Raw genomic sequence first — 20,294 nt, forward strand, 5'->3', positions numbered from 1 at the left:
GGCGTCTTTGGGCATTCCGGCCGAGTGGCAGATGACGCCCGAAGCCGTCGGATCACCGTTTCGGCCATCGGTATTCTCCGGTCAGCAGGATATGCGCCCATCCAAGGGGCGAGACATGGGCGAGGAGGTTCGGCGAACAGTCCAGACCGGCCTTGCGCCTTGCCGCGACGGCATGGCCGAGATGGAGGGTGTTCCAGTAAATCACGATGGCGGCCAGCAGATTCAGGCCGGCCATACGGTAATGCTGGCCTTCGGCGGTCCGGTCCCGGATTTCGCCCTGACGGCCGATGCGCAGGGCGTTCTTGAGGGCGTGATGGGCTTCACCCTTGTTCAGCCCGATCTGGGCCCGGCGCTGCATGTCGGTATCGAGCAGCCATTCGATGATGAACAGCGTGCGTTCGATGCGTCCGATCTCGCGCAGGGCGATGGCCAGTTCGTGCTGGCGGGGATAGGCCGCGAACTTCTGCAACAGCTGGCTGGGTGGCATGATCCCGGCGGCCATGGTGGCCGCGCTGCGCAGGATATCCGGCCAGTTGGCGATGATCACGTTTTCCCTGATCTTGCCGCCGATAAGCGGTTTCAGCGCTGCGGGCACCGCGGCCGTGTCGAAAACGTAAAGCCGCTTCGACGGGAGATCGCGGATGCGGGGGATGAACAGAAAGCCAAGGAGCGCGGTTACGGCAAAGACGTGATCGGTGAACCCGCCGGTATCGGCATATTGCTCCCGGATGGTCCGGCCGACCTCGTTCATCAGCAGGCCATCGAGGATATAAGGGGCCTCGTTGACCGTGGCCGGAATGGTCTGCGTGGCGAAAGGGCCAAACCGGTCGGAGACATGGGTATAGGCCTTCAGCCCCGGTTCGGCACCGTATTTTGCGTTGATCAGGTTCATCGCTTCACCCTGCCGGGTGGCGGGAAAGAACTGGCCGTCGCTGGAGGCAGTGTCGCCCGCGCCCCAGAACCGCGCCATCGGCAGTGCTGCCTGCCCCTCGATCACCGTCGCAAGGGCGCGGTTGACGGCCTCGCTCTCGATATGCCAGCGCGACAGGCGGGAGAGTTCGAAATAGTCGTGGGTGTTCGAAGCCTCGGCCATCTTGCTCAGGCCGAGATTGATCCCTTCGGCCAGCAGCACGTTCAGCATGCCGATCCTGTCGGTGCAGGGCGCACCCGTGCGCAGATGGGGAAATGCGTCGGTGAAGCCGGTGGCGGCATCGACGTCCAGCAGGATGTCGGTGATCCGCACATCGGGCAAGCGCGCGCGGCAGCCGACGCGCTGGCTGGACTGAGCGGCGGCTCGAGGCTCAAGATCGAGAAATGGAGCCGCAACGTCGTTCGGCATGTCGACCGTCGCCGCGCGGCACATGACGATTTCCGGACGGATGCGGAGATCCTCGCGGCTCGGCTGCGCGCGCTCGAGATCGACGGCGAAGGGGCGCAAGCCCGCGACACCGCTCTGTATCATCTTTCCGAGGCGCTGCGGCTGTCGCATCGCGTGTCGGACCTCGTCGCCGCGGAGCGCGACCTCGCCTACCTGCGCGGCCTGACGCGCTGACCCCATCTGCGGGCACTCCTTCATCCCACCCACTCGTGTGCACTGCCCGCAGTCCGGGCGGGGTTCGTCCCCGCCCGGCTTTTCGCCATCCGTTCGAGGTCTCTTAATGCGTTTGCCGAGATTTCCAAGGCCGCTGCGCAATCCCGGCTTCCGTGTCCGCCACCCCGACCCGATCATTGTGCCTGCCGCCGCTTTGATCACGAAATCGCGTGACGCACAGGGCGTTCTCGACGCTCCCGCCGGCTTTTTCGCGGCACTCTTCTTCAAGGATATTGCCCAGATGCGACTCGCGATCCAAGACCGTCACCTTCAACGCGCCGACTTTCGTCATGCGCAGGTAATCCTCCTCGCAGTTGCGCGGATCCGGCATATGTGCGCGTTCGACAACAAGACTTTCGGCCGGTTCATCGAGGTCTGCGGTCCGGTGCTCGACGAAAACCGGCACCTTGGCGATCTTATCGCCGCCGAAGCCGCCTTCCTCGCCCGCGAGGGCCGCGCCAAACAGGCGCATTCCTGATGCGAACCGCCAGATGTTCCCAGCAAGCGGCTGGTTTTCCGGCGACCGCCGACGACCTCGTTCTTGCCTTGCGGGCGCGCGCGGCAAGCAGTTTCGCCGCCCTCGTGAAGCAAGTTCACGCGCTTTGCTCGGTGCTCACCTTCATGGCGTTGAAGGACCCGCTAAATGACATCAGGGACAGTCTTGGCCGAGACTTCGTAGACCCAAATGCCATGAGGAGCCTCGTGGAGGCATTCGCAAGGGAGTTCTGCGCGCAGGAAAACATGGGGTTCGTTGGCGAGATTGAAGCACGCAACCTTTATGCCGCAGCAGTGCAGGTAGATGCGCATCTGATCGCATACGCTTGCGCGATTGCAGAGATCGAGGTCGCTTCGGATCGGATCTTGCATTGATGGGCACTCGATAGTCGGTCCTGAACATCACGCTGGTAGCGGGCGCTGGGTCTCAGACGGTCCTTCTGTCGGTATGAGCGCGGCAATGGCGTTGAGGATGACGCGCAGGATTTCGGCCATGAGAGCCCTGAGGTGGGCGAGGATCAGGCGGATGTTGTGGCCGCAGCCGCAGAGCACGGCGTGGAGGGCGTTGCCGAGCGAGCCCTTCAGGGGGCAGCGGGCGAAGCGGCCGTCGGTTTTCATGTGTCCGATGGCGGGCTCGATGGCGCTGCGCCGTCGGAGATCGCGCCTGAGCGCCGGGGTCATGCCGCGCCGCTGGCCGGAGATGTAGACGTCGGCCGTCTCCACGCCGTGGCCGCGATAGCCGCGGTCGCCGAAGGCACGGCGGGGGCGGGTCTCGGTGAGGATCTCCACTTGCTCGAGCGCCTCGCGCAGGGTGTGGCCATCGTAGGGGTTGCCGGGCATGGCACGCATGCCGACGACGAAGCCCTCGCGATGGGTCGTGGCGACCGAGACCTTGGTGCCGAACTCGTAACGCACGCGGGCCTTGCCCTTGGAGATGCAGTCGACCTCCGGCTCGTGCAGGGCATAGAGCTTGCCCTTGTCCTTCGGCTTCTGCCGCAGCAGCCGGTCGGCGAGGGCGATCTCGCCTTCGATCCGCTCCCGCAGGGCGGTGTCCGTCACGGCGTCCAGCTGCCGCTGGAGGTCGCGCATCACCCGGCCGGTGTACCCCTTCAGCCGCCGCAGCCCCTTGCGCATGCGCTTGAACTGGCGGGCATGGGCGTAGCGCCCGACCTGGCCCGCCAGCCGCGGCGCGAGGCGGGCGTAGCTCTGGCGCAGGGCGAGCTCGGCCTCGCGGGCGAGCTTCACCAGGCGCAGGCGCGCCTTCTCGTAGAGCCGCGCGTCGGTGGGGTGGGCGATGGCCTTCTCCATGACCGTGGTGTCCACGATCACCGCCTCGGCGGAGCGCTCGCGGATCACGCCAGCCTCGCGCCCCGCCTCGATCGTCTTGGTCAGCAGCCATTCGACGCCCTCTTCCCCGATCCGCCCGCGCCAGCGCGTGAGCGAGGACGGGTCGATCGGGGGCCGGTGCTGAAAGAACGTCTCTCCGCAGAAATGCTGGTAGTAGGGGTTCTCGACCCAGCGGGCGACCACGGCCTCGTCCGACAGCCCGTAGGCGTGCTGGAGGTACAGCAGCCCGGCCACAATCCGCGGCGAGGTCGCCGGCCGGCCCGTGTGCGAGGGGAAGAACCCGGCCCATTCGCGCTCGAAGAATGCCCAGTCGATGAGCGCCTCGAGCCGCACGAGCTCGTGGCGCATGTCGATCATCGCGGTGAGCCGCGGGCGCAGCAGATCGTCCTGTTCGGGAGCGCGGGACTTCGGCTTCATGGGGCATCCGGGATTGCAGGGTTCTGACCAGAATCGTAGCAAACCCTGCAGTTCAGAAATAGCTCGAACGCCCTCTCAGCCAGCCAAATCAGAGGCTTGGGGGTTGTTCAGGACCGACGAAGTAAGCGGCGACGAAAACGCCTTTGCCCAGATGCTGGCGGCTGCCGTGGGGGGCGAACGGGAAGATGCCCTGATCTTCGCCCTGGCCCTGATGGGTACGCGTCATGCTTTCGAGGCGGTGCAACTGGCAGAGGAAATGGGGTTTGCCCTTCTGGGTCTTGTTCGGGCTGGTCCGGACGGTGGGCAGCCCAGCGGACTGCACTAGGACAAGCGGCCGATACGAAATCTTGCGTTTCTTGCTCGCTCTTTTGCGCGTTCGCCGGTCGTTCGGCAATGCGCACGGACAGGGTTTTGAAGGGCTGCAAAGGAATGCGGTGCGAAAGGCCACGCTGCGCGATCTTCGCAGCCTTTCGCAGCACAGGTTCCCCGTCAGAAGATGATTTCCGCCCCGAAATACAAACTGCGTCCCGGGCCCTTATCGTCGGTCGCTAGCCATGGGGTGTAGTCCTGGTTGAACAGGTTGGCGATCTTTGCGTGTATTGTCACATTGTCGCTCACTTCGTAGACGGCGAAGACATCTACCAGATCGTAGTCGTCATCGCGCTGTACGGCTTCCGTTGCATATGGCTCTGAGTAGAGACCGCCGGAGACATAATTGTATTGCCCCCCAAGGCGTAGCTTGTCCTGCAGGAACTTGCCGGTCAGGCGAATGCTGACCGTCTGGTCTGGCAGATACTGTCCGGTGCCAAGACCCGCGATCTGGCTGGGCATGTCGGAGTCGTTTGCCGTGAAGGACAGGCCTGCGAGGAGGCCGTCGTTCTCATAATCCAGTTCGACTTCCAGGCCGCTGGTTTCCGACGTGCCGGGCGCGTTGATGAAGGCGGTTCCTGTGTTTCCGTAGGCGTTGGTAAAGCCGAAGCTGGCAATGACGTAGTCCTCGACGTCCATCCGGTAGTAGTTTACGCGACCTGAAAGGTTGTCATCCGCCGAGAATAGCCCGGATTTCTGAATATTGAAGCCGATGTCGAAGCCGTTGGAGGTTTCGGGCTTGAGATCGGGGTTTGCAATCATGCCCGCCGTGCCGGCGCCGGGATGGGTCCCGCCGAGCAGGGTTTCCTGCAGTGTCGGTGCGCGCATTGTTCTGGACCATGTCACATAAGGTTGGAGCCAGGGCGTGACCCAATAGGCCACGGTCAGTTTCGGGTCGAGCGACTGATCGCTCTGGTCGAGCGGGCCGCTGTCCGTGTCGCCTTCAAGCTCATAGAAACTGCCGCGCAGCCCGGCGGTGATTTCCAGATCGCCGTAAGTTAAGATGTTCTCGGAAAAGAGCGCGGCGCGCGTGCTTGTCCCATCGGCGGGGTTGACGCCTGCGTTGCTGCCCGAAAGCCTGTCTTGCGAGATTTCTGCGCCGTTGATTGTGGTAACATCCCATGCGCCGAACGACACCTCTGATATATTGGTCACGTCGCCGCCCGCGGTCCTGGTTGTCATCTGCCTTCCGACAGAACCGCCGCCAAAGGACGACGTGCCGACATAATCGCCGTATTCAGAGTCAATCCTGGCGTAGTAGAGGTCGACATCGAGGTTGATCAGCCCATCGCCGGCATCGAAATCGTAGCCCAGAGTATAGGTGTCGCTGGTCAACTCCTGTTCATAGCTGTTCGCCGAAAATTCGCTGTCATAGCGCATGGCCGAGAAGGACAGCTTCTGCCGGTCGTCCAGACGATAGCCCAGTTTCAGAAGGCCGGAGCGGGTATCCTTGCCTGAATACGCGACCGCGTTGCCGTTGGCGTCGTCATAGTCGTCCGACCCGCGGCCGCTGACGGCGACGAACATGTCGAACCGGTCGTCAAGATAACCCACGCCGAGCATTGGTGAAAAGTCATTGCCGTTGTCTCCGTAATTCAGCCGGACGATTCCGCCGAAGCCCTTGCCATCCACGACATCCTCGGCCGAGAGGGTGCGGAAGTTAACGGCGCCCGCAATGCCTGTGCCTCCTGCCGTTGTGACCGCGCCCCGTGTGATATCGATACCCGCAAGCAGGTTCTCATCGACATAGGTGTAGCCTTGTGCGGCATGGCCCGTGAACCGGTAGGTCTGCGGCACGCCATCCACTGACGTCGCGACGCGGCCTGATCCTTCGAAACCGCGGATGTTTACGGCAACGCCGGGGTTGGCAGGGTTTTCTTGCGTGAAGACCGACGTCTGTTGCCGCAGAATGTTGTCGATCGAGGTCGTGCCACCCTGTTCGCGCAGATCGTCGCGGTCGAGGCCGGTTGTGTTCTCGCCCGCGGTTATCGGTGTGCCGTCCTGCGAATAGCCGAGCACGACCTTGCCGAGCAGCATTGTCTCCGAAAGCTCTTGCGCCGGGGCAGTCCCGCCGGTGGCGGCGAGCCCGAGCGCGATAGCGGTCGTGCGGACCAGTCGATTGCGATACGTCATCTTTTGCATACTCCGAAACCCCCGCACCGCCGCCGGCGATGCGCACCCTCTCTTCCGCAAACAGATCGACAGACCCGCCGTGGGCGGTGCGGGTCGATCCTGCGGGGTGATTGTCGCTGGCTGGAGAAGGCCCGATGCCATGCGCGGCATCTCTGGGCGTTCCAAGACTGGCTCCGAAAACAGGCTTAACCGAAAACCTGCCGTTTTCAAGTGTTTTAGTCAGGAATAGTGCGGGGCGCTGTGCATGTGTCTCTGGCGCGACAGGGTGCCATCTATTGCGCCGCCGCGACCTCCTCAGCCGCTAAATGGCCCGCGGCATGGGGCAACAGATAGGGACCCTCGCGCGGCGTGGTGTTCATGCGGATCGCACAGCGATAGGCCCGGCTCAGCAACGCGTCACACAGAACGTCATGCGGGCCGCCATGGCCCAGCACGCGCCCTTCGGCCAGCAGGGTGACGGCATCGGCGAACATCGCGGTCAGGTTCAGGTCGTGCATTACAGCAACCACGCCGCCGCCCTGGTCCGCAAAATCCCGCGCGATCCGCATCACCTGCAACTGGTGGCCGATATCAAGGCTTGAGACGGGTTCATCGAGAAACAGCCAGCGTGGCGCCCCGTGGGCCGTTGGGTTCCAGACCTGTACCAGAACGCGGGCCAATTGCACCCGTTGCTGCTCGCCGCCCGAAAGTTCCTGATAATAGCGCCCTTCGAACCCGGCCAGCCCGACGCGCGCCAGCGCCGCGGCTACCCGATCAGTCTCGGCCGCCTCGATGCCCGCGGTCAGGCCCAGCCGCACCACCTCGGCCGCGGTGAATGGAAAGGCCAGAGGCGTGGCCTGCGGCAGCACACCCCGCAGGGCTGCGAGCGCCCATGGGCGAAGGGAGGCAAGGTCGCGGCCGTTCAGCCTCACTTGGCCTTCGTGGGAGAGATCGCCCGTAAGCGCTCGCAAAAGGGTTGTCTTGCCCGATCCGTTTGGGCCGACGATGGCGGTGATCTCGCCCGGGCGCGCGTGGAACTCGACCGCGTTCAGGATCTCTCGCCCGCCGAGGCGAAGGGTGATGCCGATTGCCTCCAGCATCACAGATCCACAACGCCCCGGCGGCGCAGCAGGATCCACAGGAAGAACGGTCCGCCCAGCGTGGCCGTAACGATGCCGATGGGTAACTCCGCGGGCGCGATGATCGCGCGGGCAATGACGTCCGCGAGGATCAGGAGCGTCGCCCCCAGAAGGGCCGCGTTGATCAACAGGAAGCGGTGATCCGGCCCTGTGGCCAGCCGCAACAGATGCGGCACGACGATGCCCACGAAACCGATTCCGCCAGAGACGGCAACCGCTGCGCCCGTCGCCCCGGCCACCGTCAGGATGGCCACGTTCTTCAGCCGCTGGACAGGAATGCCAATATGCGCCGCGGCCGCCTCCCCCAGCGCCAGCGCGTTCAGGCCCCGGGCCAGCATAGGCGCGCAGGCGAGCGCCAACAGCATCAACGGCGCGGCGGTGGCGAGCTTGCCCCATGTCGCGCCTGATAGCGACCCAAGGCCCCAGAAGGTCAGGTCGCGCAATTGCGCGTCATCGGCCATGTAGACCAGAATGCCCGACAGAGCTCCGGCCAGTGCACCAGTGGCGATTCCGGCCAGCAGCATGGTTGCGACCGATGTGCGCCCCTTTCGGGTTGAAATGGCATAAAGCGCCAGCGTCGTGCCCCAGCCGCCAAGGAAGGCTGCCACCGGAACGGCATAGTAGCCCAGTGCTGCCGCAAGCCCGGCGGGCAACAGACTACCAAGCACGATGGCCGAGATCGCGCCGAGGCCCGCCCCGGCACTGACACCCACAAGCCCCGGATCGGCCAGCGGGTTGCGGAACAACCCCTGCATCACCGCGCCCGAAACGGCGAGCGACGCCCCCACCAGCGCCCCCATCGCCAGCCGGGGAAGCCGGATCTCGAACAGCACGACGCGGTCGGCCAGCGCCACCTCGCGCCCCGCAACCAGATCGGCCAGAACCTGCCACGGGGACGTCCCCGCCGCGCCCACGGTCAAGCTGAACAGGGCGACGGACGCAAGGGCGGCCATCAGCACAAAGCTCGTGCGGCGGGCCAGCGGTGCGCGATCCCAGCCTTGCGCGGCGGCTGTCTCCGGAGCGATGGCAACCACGGTGTCAGCCCCCTAGCGCGGCGAGTTTGAGGGACAGTTCGCGCGCCGCATCGGCGGTGCGCGGCCCGAAACCCAGCAAGTAAAGCCCGTCCATACGGATCACCGCTCCCGCGCGCCCGGCCGGGGTGATCTTCATCGCCGGGTGGGACTGGACGCGCTCAACGAGTTCGGTACTTCCGTTACGGTCCATCATCAGGATCGCGTCTGGTGCGGCCGCAATCACCGCCTCATCGGTCAGTTGCTTGTAGCCCTCGAACGCCGTCATCGCATTCTGTGCTCCGGCCAGGCGGATGATACCGTCGGCGGCCGTCTCGCGCCCAGCAGCAAGGATACGCCCGCCCTGCACCGACATTACGAACATCACCTTCGGATGTGCGGCATCAGCCCCGGCCGCCGCCGCGGCATCGAGAGCACGGCCGACGTCATGGGCCAGAGTTGCGCCCCGCTCCTCGACGCCAAGCGCCGCGGCAATGGCGCGGATCTTGTCCAGAACGGCTTCCCGGTCGAAGCCATCGGGGATCTCGACAAACGGAATCGCTGCTTCGCGCAAGAGTTGCACGGTCTCCGGCGGGCCGGAGCCCTCTTCGGCAAGGATCAGGTCGGGCGAAAGCGAGAGAACGCCTTCTGGCGAGAGCCGGCGCATGTAACCGACATCGGGCAGGTCGCGCGCGGCCTCTGGCCAGGTCGAGGTTGTGTCGCGCCCGACAAGGCGATCCTCTTGCCCCAGGGCATAAACGATCTCGGTGACCGCGCCGCCGACCGACAACACCCGGTCGGCCGCTGCGGGCAGGGGCGCAAAAAGCGCTGCGACAAGAATCAGGATGCGCATCACAGGGGGGCCTCCGCCGGTTCGGGAAGGGTTCCGACAAGATCAACCCAGGGGGCCATGTGGTCGACATTGTCGGTGCGTAGACCGAAAGCTTGCAGGATCAGCCTACCCGCCGCGTCGAACGCCTCCACCGACAGGGTCGGGCCGCGCCGCGTGGGCTTGCTCACCGCCCAAACCTCTGCGACGTGATCGCCCCGCAGATGCAGGTTGAACCGCGGGTCGAGGATGTTCAGCCACGCCCCGGTGGGTTTGGTCGTGTCGATCGGGCCGGAATGGATCTCGATACAGCCGCTATTTCCAACAAACAGCATGAACGGCAGACGGGCTGCGGACAGCCCGTCCAACAGGGAACCGATGCAATCGTGGGCCAACGGCCGCACGTAAGGTGCACCGGCAATCCGGTAGGCGCCGAGGCGGTTCATCTTCAGCTTGCGCACCATCTGCAGGAACTGGTGCGTGTCGGTCAGGCGGTCCCATTCGCTGCGGAGGCGGTCGGTCTTGGCTGGGTCGGCTTTTGTGGGCTCCACCGGGGCGCGCGGAAACAGGTCGAGGACTTGCGACTGATCTTCCATGCTCAGATCTGCCACCAGCCCATCCCAAACCTCATCCGGGGTGTCCACGGGCACATGGATCTTGTGTACCGCATCGCCTGCTGCGTCGAATATCTGGATCGAACGGCGCAGCTTTGGCCCTTTCTGCTCCTTCAAAGCGAAGGCATGGACCCAGTGTTTTGGAAAAATTCGCAGGTCGATCTCAGGGCTCAACACCATCGCAGCATGAGCACCGGGGGTGTAGTCACCGTACTGGCCAGTCTTCTCGATTACCGCGCTGTCGTTGCGGGTCAGGGCCATTACCTCGCCAAAGGCTGGCATCAGCGGCATTATCCGATCCGGGTCGGCCGAGATACGGGTCGCGTCATGGCCCGTTTCGGCGGCGACAAGCTCTGCCTCTGCCAGACCCATCGCACTTGCCAGATCGCGCGCAAATGCTTTGGGGTTCTCTTGACGCGCCGCACGTATTTCGCCGGGCGTGATGGCCCTTCCATCTGCCATTCGGACACTCCTGTCACCGGTTCGATTTTCTGGAATTCGATCTTGCCGGCCGAAGCGTCAGTGCGCCCGGCATCGCTGGACCGGTCAGGGCATCCATTGCCCATACTTGATAGAAGTTATCAGCTTTATGGCGCGACGCAAGATTTACCTTTTTGACAGGCCCGTGAACAGAACACTTCTCCCGGGTCGACGCCGCGTCAAAAAGTCGACAAATTTGCAAAGGCATTGCGGGCGGCGGGCCGATGTGTTCTTTTGTCAGGGTCGACTCCAGCCAGATACGGGCCGTGCGTCCCCCGCCAGACAGCCGACATGTTTGTGATGTCTGAAGGGATGGGGAAGCAATGAGCCTTTGGCGATTTCGGGCCGCGGCAATCGGTTTCATCGCTGGTACAAGCGCAGCGGCAAGTGGGCAGGAAAGTTCTGCGTACCTTTCTATCGAGTTGAACGCGCTCTCCCCGGCCGAGCGCGGCTGCACCATCAGTTTTCTGGTTCGCAATGGCCATGACCGAGATATTGCGGCCGCGGTGTTCGAGACGGTCCTGATCGACGCCAACGGGCAGGTGGACCGGTTGACGCTGTTCGATTTCGGTGCGCTGCCCGCCGGTCGGCCCCGCGTGCGCCAGTTCGCCCTTCCCGATCTGTCCTGCGGCGACCTCGGGCTGGTGCTTATCAATGGCGTCAGCCGCTGCGAGGCCGGCGATCTGGGTGCGAAGGCCTGCAGCGAGGAGTTGAAACTGAGCAGCCGTACGGATGTGGAGTTGGCAGGATGATGGAACCCGTTCTGGAAACCTTGCGCCGTATTGCCGATCTGGGCGGGCCCGTCGTTTTGCTGCTGATCGCGATATCGGTCGTGACGCTGGCCGTTGTTCTTTACAAGTTTTGGCAGTTCGCGGTGGCCGGCGTCGGGCGCCATCGTGCGCTATCTCAGGCTGTGGCGGCCTGGGATGCGGGCGACCGCGCTGCGGCGCGGGCCACTTTGGACAGCTCGCGCAGCTATCTGCGCCCGGTGATCGATCTGGCGATGTCAGGCCATCGCGATGACGCGCGGCTGGCCGCCGAGGCCGAGACCCGCTTTGCCAAGTTAGAGCGCGGTTTCCGGTTTCTGGACTCCGTAGCGCAGGTTTCGCCGCTATTGGGTCTGTTCGGCACCGTTCTGGGCATGATCTCGGCTTTTCAGGCGTTGCAGGCGGCCGGTGCGCAGGTCGACCCTTCGATTCTGGCCGGCGGCATCTGGGTGGCGCTGCTGACAACTGCGGTGGGCCTTGCCGTTGCCATGCCCACCGCGCTGATCCTCAGCTGGTTCGAGGGACGGATGGAGGCCGAGCGGGTGCTTGCGGAAAAGGCCCTGCGTACCGTTCTGGCCCCCACCCGCCGCGAGGCCGATCAGGTTGCACCCGCCGGGGCGAACGCCCATGCATAGCCGCGCGCGTCGGCGCATGTCGCTCACGCCGCTTGTCGACGTGATCTTCCTGCTCCTGCTATTCTTCATGCTGACATCGACCTTCACCCGCTTTGCCGAGGTCGATCTGACCGCTGCCGGGCCTGCACAGGCGGCAAGCCCGGACAACCGTCCGCTGTTTCTGCAACTGGAGCCGGAGGCGCTGCGGCTCAACGGTCGGGCAGTCGGGCTTGAGAGTCTGCCGGAGGCGCTGACCGAAATTGTGACGGAGGATGAAAACCCCCTGCTGGTGGCCCTGCGCGGATCGGTGTCGGCGCAACGTCTGACCGATCTTCTTGTCGTCTTGCGGCGCATGCCCGGGTTGCAGGTCACAGTTCTGGGGGCGTCATGAGACGGGCCGGGCGATACAGCCGGCGCGAGCCGACCATTGCGCTTATCAATGTGGTGTTTCTGCTTCTGATCTTCTTTCTGGTGGCGGGCACCATTGCCGCGCCGCTCGACGGGGACGTGCGCCTTGTCGATACCGCCGATCTGGCTGGCGCCCCCCCTGCGGATGCGCTGGTTTTGCATCGCGACGGGCGGCTGACCTATCGGAGCGTGGCGGTCACGGCGGAGGAGTTCGTCGAAGCTCAGACCGTGGAGGACGCCCCGGACGTGCGTGTCGCGCCCGACCGGGAGGTTGCGGCGACAGAGCTTGTGGCGCTTGGTCGGGATTTGCGGGTGGCGGGGGCAGCGCGGGTGATCATTGTCACCGAAAGGGGGCTGCGATGATCCCGTCTTCGCAAGGCGGCAAGGGGCTGGCGCTGGGGCTGGCGGTTGCGGGCCATGCGGCGCTGGCGCTGACCCTGATGCCGCGGCAGGAGGTGTTGATCGAGGGCCGCGCGGGAGCTACCGAGGCGGCGATCGGATCGAGTTTCACCGACATGGTGGCCGGGCGGATGACGCCCGAGGCACCCGAGGCCGTGATTGAACCGCAGGCGGAACTGACTCCCATTGCCCCCGCCGCCGCTGTCGAGACGGTCAGGCCGGTCAAGGCCGACCTTGTCGAACAGCCGCAACTCCGCCCGCTTGCCGCCCCCGTCCCGGCGGGGGCTGCCGCACCGACACCCGCCCTCGATGCCCCCCCGCCGCGGCCCGAACCCCGTCGTATCGCAGCCACGGCCCCGCGCAAAAAGATCAGCTCCGAACCGGAGCGGAAACCTGCGGCGCAACCCGCGCCGCGCGGCAATTCCGAACGAACCGCACGCACCGGACAGGCGAGCGGCAGCGCGCGTGCGAAGGCGGCCTCCAGCGGGCGGGGCGGCGCCTCGGCAGAGGCCGGCAATACGGCGGTCAGCAACTATCCCGGCCTGGTTATGCGTAAACTCGCCCGCGTGCCGAAACCCAGGGTCAGCAGCCGCGGTGCGACAGTCATCGCCTTTCGCATCGCCTCAGGCGGTGGGCTGTCGGCGGCCTCGGTCGCCCACAGTTCCGGTTCTTCCGTGCTGGATCGGGCCGCATTGCGCCTTGTCCGGCGGGCGGCCCCTTTTCCGGCCCCGCCAAACGGCGCGCAGCGCAGCTTTTTGATCAGGATCGAAGGGCGATAGGCAGATAGTCCGTCTGACCGATGTCGCCATGCTCGACCAGGACGGGATCGAAGATCGGGAAAGTCCGCGATATCGAAGCATGCAACCGGCGGGCAAGACCCCAGGCCCTTGCCCTAACCGCGCGCACCTTGCCCTCCGATTCTGGCTTCAACGAGACGGCCGGATTTGACGGTATCATCCGAAAGCCGGTCTCGCGCGGGGGCTTGGAACGGCTGTGTTCAAGGCGCTATTCGGCCGAGGTCACCAACCGGAACTCTGTCAGTTCCTGCCGGTCGAGCACGTAGATCTCTTCTGGGGGTGTGCGCATCGCGGGTTCCATCAGCGCGGGATCGACGCCCATGGCGCGCAAATGGGCCATGACATCGGCCTGTCCGCGCTGGATGTCCTTGACGGCCATGAAGGCGGGCAGGAAAGTGTTCTCGCCGAAATAATGCTGGTGCACACCCAGCCGTCCGCCAGCCTCCACCCGCCGCGCGACCCCGCCGGCAAAGATGTAGGGACAGGCGGAAAAGCAGATGGCGCCATCGACAACTTCGGTGTCGATCTCGCCAGCGCGCAGGGCGCGGCCGATGGCCAGTGCGTCGTGCACCGACCCGCCGGTGCTGTCGAGATCGAGGACGCGGACGGGCGTGCCCTCATGTTCGCGCCGGGAAAGTTCCAGCATCAAGCGCTCGGCATCGCCCGGTGCAATCTTGCCGGTCAGATGCAGGCGCGCACCCGTCCCGTCAAAGGTCAGACGATCCGCCATGGGGCGCCCGCGCGGCGCGTCGGGGCTGGCCGGATGCCGATCCGGGGTGTAGGGGCGCACCGATGGCCCGGTCGGCCCCGGGCTCGTGGGAAACCCGGGCTTCGGAAGGGCCGAAAAAAGGTCCATGGCCACCAGAAGGGCTGCGATGCAAGCCTGCACCCCGAGCACGGCCATGATGGCCCGGCGCAGTCCGCGCGCGGAAGGGGCCTGCGGGTCCTTCATAGCCTATTCGGCCACCCGGACCGGGCCGGGTTTTGATCGCGGGCTGTCATCCCCTGCGCTGTCAGGCGCCGTGGGGCGGTCGTTTAGTCCCAGCGCGCGGGCAGAATCGAGGGCGGCGCGCAATTCGGCGACCGTCATCGTGTCCTGAAGGGTACTGACACCCCGGCTGGACCGGATCGCCTGATGCGTGACCATGAGGATAAACACCAGAACCGCCGGCAACAGGTCGATGGCGATGGCCCCTGCCCAGGAGGGCACGAAATTCCCCGCATAGCGGATGACCGCATCGGCAGCAGAGAGCGGCGTATATTCGACTTCGGCCGGTTCGGGCCGGGTCGCAACGTCGGTCGCAGCGGCTTCCAGCGTATCCGCCCGGTCGCGCAGTGCCGCGAGCACCGAGGCAATGGTCGCCTGCTGCGACTGACGCCCCGAGGCAGAGCTTGCATCCAGATCTGGGAGAACGACCGAGTCCCGCAGATCACCCGCCGCGCGCACCACCAGCGGCGCGGCGTTCAACTGGCGCAGGCGGGCGACAATCCCGGAAAGCCGCACCGCTTCTTCCGAGAACAAAAGAGACCGGTTCTCGACCGCGCCGGACTGGACGGTCAGCGCCCGCATCCGGCTGAGGATGGCATTGCCTTGGGCAAACGCCTCCTCCACGGCGCGGCTCTGCCCGGATATCTGCGCCTCAAGCGCGGCCAGTTCCGCGGCCTTCTGGGTCAGGATCCGGAACACCGCGCCGCGCCCGGCAAGGCCCGAAAGGTTGCCGCCCTCCTCCTGGTCCGAGAGTGTTTCGAAGCTGGCGCGCACCCGGGCGACATCCCGTGCAAGGCTTTGGCCTGCGATTGTGTTGGCATGGGTGCGTTCCAGCGCGGTCTGATAGTCCTGCACCGTATGTGCCAAGTGCTGTTCCACGGCCGCCGCGCCCGCCAGGGCCGCGGCATTCAGCCAGGACGACATGGCGATGATCGCAGCGCTTCCCAGGGCCATCGACAAAAGCAACCCGACACGCGAGGCGGCGTTTCGCATCGCGGGCAACAGGCGCATCATGTAGGTCCAGAACACGAAGATTGCGACCGAGACCGCCAGCGAATAGGCCAACGCGGCAAAGGTCGTCCACGCCCCGCTGGCATCGAGCAGGGAGCGCACGCCGATATAGGTGTAAATGCCGGAGGCCGCCGCCAGAACGCCAAGCGCCACCCCGGTAAAACTGTCAAGCCAGGCGAGATGCGTGGTCAGTTCCCGCGCATGCAGGGCCATGTCAGGCGGCGCCTGCGCGGTGTCAGGGTCGGTGTCGGGCGGATGGGTCACATCGCGATCCTTCCAGAATGCAGGGCGGTCGATTTAGGCATCGCCGGTTGCGGGAGACAACATATTTCAGATCGCTGTCGTTCACAGTGCCTGAACGTGTCCTTGTTACGGCCAGCGGGTCGCCGCCGGTGCATTCTTCTGGACGGAACGATGGACGGGCCTGTGCCTGCAAAGCCACAGGCCCGATCGCAACTCATCCGGCGTCTTCCCGATCAGGTCATGCGTTTCAGGAGCGATGATTTCCACACCACCTGATGGAAGACCACCGCGCCCACATGCAGGGCTATCATGCCCAAAACGACGTTGGCACCGAATTCGTGTAGACGCGCGGCCCAACCGGCCTCAAGAAACCATGCGATGAGACCCAACAGGGGCATGGCGATCAGAACGGCGTAGAATGCGACGTGTGTCAGACCCGCGAGCGTCGCAGCCCAATCGGGTTCGCCCTGCGGGCTTGAGGGCACGCCATGCGCGCGGCGGATTGCGAGGCGCCAGAGCATAAGGACAAGGATCAAGCTGCCTGCAATCGAGTGGGCGATACCGCCCTGCGAAAAGACCAACTCCCCGCTTTGCATGCCCCGTCCGAAATCCCGGCTGATCGAGTCGAAGGCCAGGTATTGCAGGGCGACAAGCGCCACCACGGCCCAGTGCAGCAGCTTCTGTCTGGAGGAATAGGTGTCGGGCGTGTCGTGCGGATCGGTAATTGCGGTGCTCATTCGGCTATCCTTTCAGGAAATCGGGTTGCGAATTCGGGCCGGATGCATCGCGCAAGGATGAACTGCACGCGGCGCAACGTCATGTTCCGGCCACCCTCAAGCCCAATGCTGGGGAAGTGAGGAAGTTTCCGCTTATCGCCGCACAGGGCATCCTCCAAAAGCGCAGACCGGCCCCGTTCAACGGCACGTTTCGGGATCACGTCACCGTGGGGCCCGTTCCATTGCGGCTCAGCGACGCCATACTTGCTTTCAGAGAGTGCGCAGATGTTCGTCCCGGCGAGAGAACGCCGTATGCCTCTGCCAACACTTGCGGAAAGGAAAGACTGCCATGACCGCCCATCGCCGGACACGCCGTAGCCTGCTGATCGCTGCCGCCGCGACCGGGGCCGCAGTGACAACAGGCGTTTCTGGTTTGGTTGTTCCCGCCCGCGCACAGGGGCTGACGCCTACACGTACGATGCGGGGCGGTGCGAACAACTACCTTCCCGGTGCGCCCATCGTCGAACGGATCGGCAATGGCGGGTTCTGGATGACCGGCACGGTTCGTCGCGCAGGCGACGGTGCGCCGCTTGAGGGCATTCGCATCCAGATTTGGGCTCATACGACCGAGGGGCATGAGCGCGAGCGGAAAAGTCACGGCGCGACCCTGACCGATGCGGAGGGGCAGTTCCGCCTCGAGATGCCGCAGATCGTGCCAGCCTTCGGCCAACCCCACGGCCATCTCGCCTATGACAGCGGTGCGTTCGAAAGCGTTTTTCTACGCCCGGTCATGGCCAGCGCCCGCGACACCAGCCTGAGCGCCGATTTCGTCCTGCAACCGGTCTGAGACCGCCCTTGGCCCGTGCGTTTCTGGTTTGGAGTGCCATTGTCGCGCTGGGGGGAGTGCCGGTTGCAATCGCCATGACAAGCCCCCTGCTGGCCTGGCGCGATCCGGTTTACATCCTCGGCGGGTTTGCCGGAGTGGTGGCCCTGGTACTGATCCTCTTTCAGCCATTGTTGGCGGACGGCGCGCTCCCCGGCCTGTCCGTCCGCCGGGGTCGGATCGTGCATCGGTGGCTGGGCACTCTGCTGGTGCTGGCGGTGCTGCTTCATGTCGGCGGGCTCTGGTTGACCAGCCCGCCCGACGTGATCGATGCGCTTCTGTTCCGGGCACCGACGGCATTCTCGGTGTGGGGCGTGATCGCGATGTGGGCGCTGTTCGCGGCGGCTTTATCGGCCATGCTCCGGCGACGGCTGCGGCCGTGGAGGTGGCGCAACGCCCATGTGGTGCTTGTGTCGATCTGCGTCGCTGGCTGTGTCGGGCACGCGCTTCTGATCGAAGGCACGATGGGCACGGTGTCCAAGGGCGTCCTTTGCGCCGCCACGCTCGCCGCGACTGCGAAAACCATTTTCAACTTGCGCCAAGGGCCATGAATCGCTGTACGAACACAACCGTCACGGAGGGCGGTGCAAGTACCGGTTTTCCTTCGGTGAAGATCGAAAGATACCGTATTTCACGCTGCCGGGCCCGGGGTTCGACACCGACAACGATACCGTGAAGAACTGGTGCAAGGCGCGGAGCGTGACCTTCACTCGCTCGCGCCCGCAGGAGAGTGTTCATCAGCGGGAAAGGCTCCGGAAGATGTGTCTCCGCCCTCGGCCTCCATTCCGCGCCTGGCGACAAGGGGGCAGATCAGGCCCTCAGCGCTATATGCAATCCCCCGGCACCCCTGCGCTATTTGTCGCATTCCCGTTTCAGGGAAGGAAACGCTTGATCCGTTAGCCTATCCCTTGCACCCTTTCCGCATGCGGGGAGGAATTCTGTTTAGCCTTGTGCTTACCTTGGGAGGGGTCGGCCAAGGCATCGCCCAGTCCGGGCCAGAGGAGATCGGCGATCCCGAGCGGGGCGCCGACGTGTGGATCTTCTGCAGTGGGTGCCATCAGATTGGGCCTGATGCAGAAACGGGGATCGGGCCGCCCCTGAACGGCATTTTCGGGCGGCGCGCGGCCGCGATAGAGGGTTTCCCGTATTCCAAGTCAATGCGGCGCATGGGAAATGACGGGCTGACCTGGACGTTGGAGACCCTCGACGCTTATCTCGAAAATCCCAGGGTTCTTGTCTCTGGCACCCGGATGAGTTTCGACGGGCTGGAAGATGCGGGGGAGCGTGCGGACCTTCTGGCCTACCTGCGGGTATATTCCGATCGTCCGTCAAACATTCCCGAGGCCGCGCCGACGGCCCGACCGGACTATCCGCATCTGCCAGCAGAAACACTCGCCATCGTGGGTGATGCGGCCTATGGCGAATATCTGGCCAGCGAATGCCAGACCTGTCACCAGAGCGACGGATCGGACAGGGGGATTCCGTCGATCACGCTCTGGCCCGAAGAGGACTTCGTCCTGGCCATGCATGCCTACAAGCAAAGACTGCGCCCGCACCCGGTGATGCAGATGATGGCGAGTCGCCTGTCGGACGAGGAGATCGCGGCGCTGGCCGCCTATTTCGGTACGCTGTCCCGGTAGACGGCCCGAATTTCGCGAACTTGGAAACGCGCGGTAACCATGTCTAGGGAGGACATACAGACATGACGCTGAACAGACGGAATTTCATCGAAGCAGGTGTGGCACTCGGCGCCGCGCTTTCCGCGCCCCGCGTTATCGGACAGGCGCGGCCGAAGGTCGTGGTCGTGGGCGGCGGTGCAGGTGGGGCCACCGCTGCGCGCTATCTGGCCAAGGACGGCAAGGGCGCCATGGACGTGACGTTGATAGAACCGACGCGCACCTATTACACCTGCTTCTTTTCCAACCTTTATATCGGCGGGTTTCGGGAGTTCTCCTCCATCGGGCACAGCTATGGCGAACTGGCGTCGGGCTATGGCGTGAATGTCGTTCATGACTGGGTCGTGGGGGTCGACCGCGACGCGAGCACCGTTGCCACGGCGGCAGGCCACACCTTCCCATATGACCGGCTTATTGTGGCACCGGGCATCGATTTTGTGGCAGGCGCCGTGCCGGGATGGAGCGCGGCCGCCCAGAACAAGATGCCCCACGCCTGGAAGGCCGGCAGCCAGACCCAGTTGCTCAAGGCGCAGATCGAATCGATGCCGGAGGGCGGCGTTTACTGCATGGTGGCCCCACCCAATCCCTATCGCTGTCCGCCCGGGCCGTATGAGCGGGTGTCGATGGTCGCCCATGTGCTGAAGGAGAAGAATCCCACGGCGAAAATCCTTATCGTCGATCCAAAGGCGAAGTTTTCCAAACAGGCTTTGTTCCAGGAGGGCTGGACCCGGCATTACGACGGAATGATCGAATGGGTCGGCCCGGATTTCGGCGGGGCGAATGTTTCGGTCAACCCCGATACGATGGAGGTCGATATCGACGGAACAGTCGAAACGGTCGATGTCTGCAATGTCATCCCCAGGCAGAAGGCAGGCCACATCGCTCATGTGATGGGGCTGACCGAAAGCAGCGGATTTTGCCCCATCGTGCCGACGACCATGCAAAGCAGGATGGACGAGAACATCCATGTTCTGGGCGACGCCACCATTGCCGGCGACATGCCGAAATCCGGCTTTTCGGCCAACAGCCAGGCCAAGGTAGCGGCCATGGCAGTGCGCGGCGCGCTGACCGGCAGCCGTGTGTTCCCAGCGAAATACTCCAACACCTGCTGGTCGTTGATCGACACTGATGACGGGGTAAAGGTTGGTGCCTCCTATCAGGCGACGGACGAAAAGATCGCCAAGGTCGATGGTTTCATCAGCCAGACCGGGGAAGACGCGGCGCTACGCAAAGCGACCTACGAGGAGAGTGTCGGCTGGTATGCGGGGATCACGACCGACATGTTCGGCTGATTGTCACACACGGGGAGGGTCCGGCCGCGCGCCTTGGCCGGGCCATCTCCTTTCCCGTTGAGTTCAGGTACCACTCTTGCCTGTGGTATGCGAACGC

General features: G+C 64.5%; 22 protein-coding genes and 1 pseudogene. 12 read left to right on the plus strand and 11 right to left on the minus strand.

Annotated elements, in window-relative coordinates:
* Nucleotides 1-52: 52 nt before the first annotated feature.
* Nucleotides 53-1,255, minus strand: a pseudogene (locus RGUI_RS20370) (Tn3 family transposase); the annotation flags it as partial.
* Between RGUI_RS20370 and RGUI_RS21810 the strand changes: the two are divergent.
* Nucleotides 1,178-1,552 carry a hypothetical protein gene (locus RGUI_RS21810; protein WP_172841227.1) on the plus strand — a complete coding sequence of 125 codons (375 nt, stop codon included), beginning with the start codon at nt 1,178-1,180 and terminating at the stop codon, nt 1,550-1,552. The pseudogene RGUI_RS20370 and the gene RGUI_RS21810 overlap by 78 nt on opposite strands.
* A 103-nt stretch (nt 1,553-1,655) precedes the next feature.
* Here RGUI_RS21810 and RGUI_RS20375 read toward each other — a convergent pair whose 3' ends face one another.
* Nucleotides 1,656-2,063, minus strand: a complete 408-nt coding sequence (locus tag RGUI_RS20375) for a hypothetical protein (protein ID WP_081536306.1) — start codon at nt 2,061-2,063, stop codon at nt 1,656-1,658.
* Nucleotides 2,064-2,068: 5 nt separating this feature from the next.
* Here RGUI_RS20375 and RGUI_RS20380 point away from each other — a divergent pair, with 5 nt between their 5' ends.
* Entirely contained in the window at nt 2,069-2,461 is a 393-nt protein-coding gene (locus tag RGUI_RS20380; protein WP_081536307.1) for a hypothetical protein, read from the plus strand.
* 27 nt (nt 2,462-2,488) lie between these two features.
* Here RGUI_RS20380 and RGUI_RS20385 read toward each other — a convergent pair whose 3' ends face one another.
* Nucleotides 2,489-3,850, minus strand: coding sequence for an IS5 family transposase (locus tag RGUI_RS20385; RefSeq protein WP_081536293.1), 1,362 nt, complete (start codon nt 3,848-3,850; stop codon nt 2,489-2,491).
* A gap of 103 nt (nt 3,851-3,953) precedes the next feature.
* Between RGUI_RS20385 and RGUI_RS20390 the strand changes: the two genes are divergently transcribed.
* Nucleotides 3,954-4,175: a hypothetical protein gene (locus tag RGUI_RS20390; protein WP_081536308.1), complete on the plus strand. Its 222-nt coding sequence runs from the start codon at nt 3,954-3,956 to the stop codon at nt 4,173-4,175.
* Between the two features lie 164 nt (nt 4,176-4,339).
* On the opposite strand, the gene RGUI_RS20395 is transcribed toward RGUI_RS20390, so the two are convergent.
* From RGUI_RS20395 to RGUI_RS20415, 5 genes are all read right to left on the minus strand, one after another.
* Nucleotides 4,340-6,361: a TonB-dependent receptor domain-containing protein gene (locus tag RGUI_RS20395; protein WP_172841230.1), complete on the minus strand. Its 2,022-nt coding sequence runs from the start codon at nt 6,359-6,361 to the stop codon at nt 4,340-4,342.
* Nucleotides 6,362-6,624: 263 nt separating this feature from the next.
* Complete coding sequence (locus tag RGUI_RS20400) at nt 6,625-7,431, minus strand: heme ABC transporter ATP-binding protein (protein WP_081536310.1); 807 nt, start codon at nt 7,429-7,431, stop codon at nt 6,625-6,627.
* The gene (locus tag RGUI_RS20405; RefSeq protein WP_081536311.1) at nt 7,431-8,504 is read right to left on the minus strand and encodes an iron ABC transporter permease; all 1,074 of its coding nucleotides are present in this window, start codon (nt 8,502-8,504) and stop codon (nt 7,431-7,433) included. The genes RGUI_RS20400 and RGUI_RS20405 overlap by 1 nt, the downstream gene beginning before the upstream one ends.
* Before the next feature lie 4 nt (nt 8,505-8,508).
* Nucleotides 8,509-9,333, minus strand: a complete 825-nt coding sequence (locus RGUI_RS20410; protein WP_081536312.1) for a hemin ABC transporter substrate-binding protein — start codon at nt 9,331-9,333, stop codon at nt 8,509-8,511.
* On the minus strand, nt 9,333-10,385 hold the full coding sequence (locus RGUI_RS20415; RefSeq protein ID WP_081536313.1) for a hemin-degrading factor: 1,053 nt from the start codon (nt 10,383-10,385) through the stop codon (nt 9,333-9,335). The genes RGUI_RS20410 and RGUI_RS20415 overlap by 1 nt, the downstream gene beginning before the upstream one ends.
* 341 nt (nt 10,386-10,726) lie before the next feature.
* Here RGUI_RS20415 and RGUI_RS20420 point away from each other — a divergent pair, with 341 nt between their 5' ends.
* The 5 genes from RGUI_RS20420 to RGUI_RS20440 are packed head-to-tail and all read left to right on the plus strand — an operon-like array spanning nt 10,727 to nt 13,370.
* Nucleotides 10,727-11,155 (plus strand): hypothetical protein, encoded by a 429-nt coding sequence (locus RGUI_RS20420; protein WP_081536314.1) that lies wholly within the window; start codon nt 10,727-10,729, stop codon nt 11,153-11,155.
* The gene (locus RGUI_RS20425; RefSeq protein ID WP_081536315.1) at nt 11,152-11,805 is read left to right on the plus strand and encodes a MotA/TolQ/ExbB proton channel family protein; all 654 of its coding nucleotides are present in this window, start codon (nt 11,152-11,154) and stop codon (nt 11,803-11,805) included. Before RGUI_RS20420 ends, RGUI_RS20425 begins: the two co-directional genes overlap by 4 nt.
* A 16-nt stretch (nt 11,806-11,821) precedes the next feature.
* Nucleotides 11,822-12,175 carry a biopolymer transporter ExbD gene (locus RGUI_RS20430; protein WP_081536316.1) on the plus strand — a complete coding sequence of 118 codons (354 nt, stop codon included), beginning with the start codon at nt 11,822-11,824 and terminating at the stop codon, nt 12,173-12,175.
* Nucleotides 12,172-12,555: a biopolymer transporter ExbD gene (locus tag RGUI_RS20435; RefSeq protein WP_081536317.1), complete on the plus strand. Its 384-nt coding sequence runs from the start codon at nt 12,172-12,174 to the stop codon at nt 12,553-12,555. The genes RGUI_RS20430 and RGUI_RS20435 overlap by 4 nt, the downstream gene beginning before the upstream one ends.
* Nucleotides 12,552-13,370, plus strand: coding sequence for a TonB family protein (locus RGUI_RS20440; protein ID WP_081536318.1), 819 nt, complete (start codon nt 12,552-12,554; stop codon nt 13,368-13,370). The genes RGUI_RS20435 and RGUI_RS20440 overlap by 4 nt, the downstream gene beginning before the upstream one ends.
* A 226-nt stretch (nt 13,371-13,596) precedes the next feature.
* Here the strand turns inward: RGUI_RS20440 and RGUI_RS20445 are convergent, their stop codons facing one another.
* The 3 genes from RGUI_RS20445 to RGUI_RS20455 all read right to left on the minus strand — a co-directional run bounded on the left by RGUI_RS20445 (nt 13,597) and on the right by RGUI_RS20455 (nt 16,367).
* On the minus strand, nt 13,597-14,340 hold the full coding sequence (locus RGUI_RS20445) for a hypothetical protein (RefSeq protein ID WP_081536319.1): 744 nt from the start codon (nt 14,338-14,340) through the stop codon (nt 13,597-13,599).
* Nucleotides 14,341-14,343: 3 nt separating this feature from the next.
* Nucleotides 14,344-15,600 (minus strand): hypothetical protein, encoded by a 1,257-nt coding sequence (locus RGUI_RS20450; RefSeq protein WP_081536342.1) that lies wholly within the window; start codon nt 15,598-15,600, stop codon nt 14,344-14,346.
* Nucleotides 15,601-15,863: 263 nt separating this feature from the next.
* Nucleotides 15,864-16,367: a cytochrome b gene (locus RGUI_RS20455; protein WP_081536320.1), complete on the minus strand. Its 504-nt coding sequence runs from the start codon at nt 16,365-16,367 to the stop codon at nt 15,864-15,866.
* A 328-nt stretch (nt 16,368-16,695) separates the two neighbouring features.
* Here RGUI_RS20455 and RGUI_RS20460 point away from each other — a divergent pair, with 328 nt between their 5' ends.
* The 4 genes from RGUI_RS20460 to RGUI_RS20475 all read left to right on the plus strand — a co-directional run bounded on the left by RGUI_RS20460 (nt 16,696) and on the right by RGUI_RS20475 (nt 20,197).
* On the plus strand, nt 16,696-17,193 hold the full coding sequence (locus tag RGUI_RS20460; RefSeq protein WP_081536321.1) for a twin-arginine translocation pathway signal: 498 nt from the start codon (nt 16,696-16,698) through the stop codon (nt 17,191-17,193).
* A gap of 74 nt (nt 17,194-17,267) precedes the next feature.
* Nucleotides 17,268-17,780 (plus strand): ferric reductase-like transmembrane domain-containing protein, encoded by a 513-nt coding sequence (locus tag RGUI_RS20465; protein ID WP_081536322.1) that lies wholly within the window; start codon nt 17,268-17,270, stop codon nt 17,778-17,780.
* Nucleotides 17,781-18,152: 372 nt separating this feature from the next.
* The gene (locus RGUI_RS20470; RefSeq protein WP_081536343.1) at nt 18,153-18,869 is read left to right on the plus strand and encodes a c-type cytochrome; all 717 of its coding nucleotides are present in this window, start codon (nt 18,153-18,155) and stop codon (nt 18,867-18,869) included.
* Nucleotides 18,870-18,931: 62 nt separating this feature from the next.
* Nucleotides 18,932-20,197: an NAD(P)/FAD-dependent oxidoreductase gene (locus RGUI_RS20475; protein ID WP_081536323.1), complete on the plus strand. Its 1,266-nt coding sequence runs from the start codon at nt 18,932-18,934 to the stop codon at nt 20,195-20,197.
* The last annotated feature ends 97 nt before the right edge of the window (nt 20,198-20,294 follow it).

The sequence above is a fragment of the Rhodovulum sp. P5 genome (assembly GCF_002079305.1).
Classification (GTDB): Bacteria; Pseudomonadota; Alphaproteobacteria; order Rhodobacterales; family Rhodobacteraceae; genus Rhodovulum.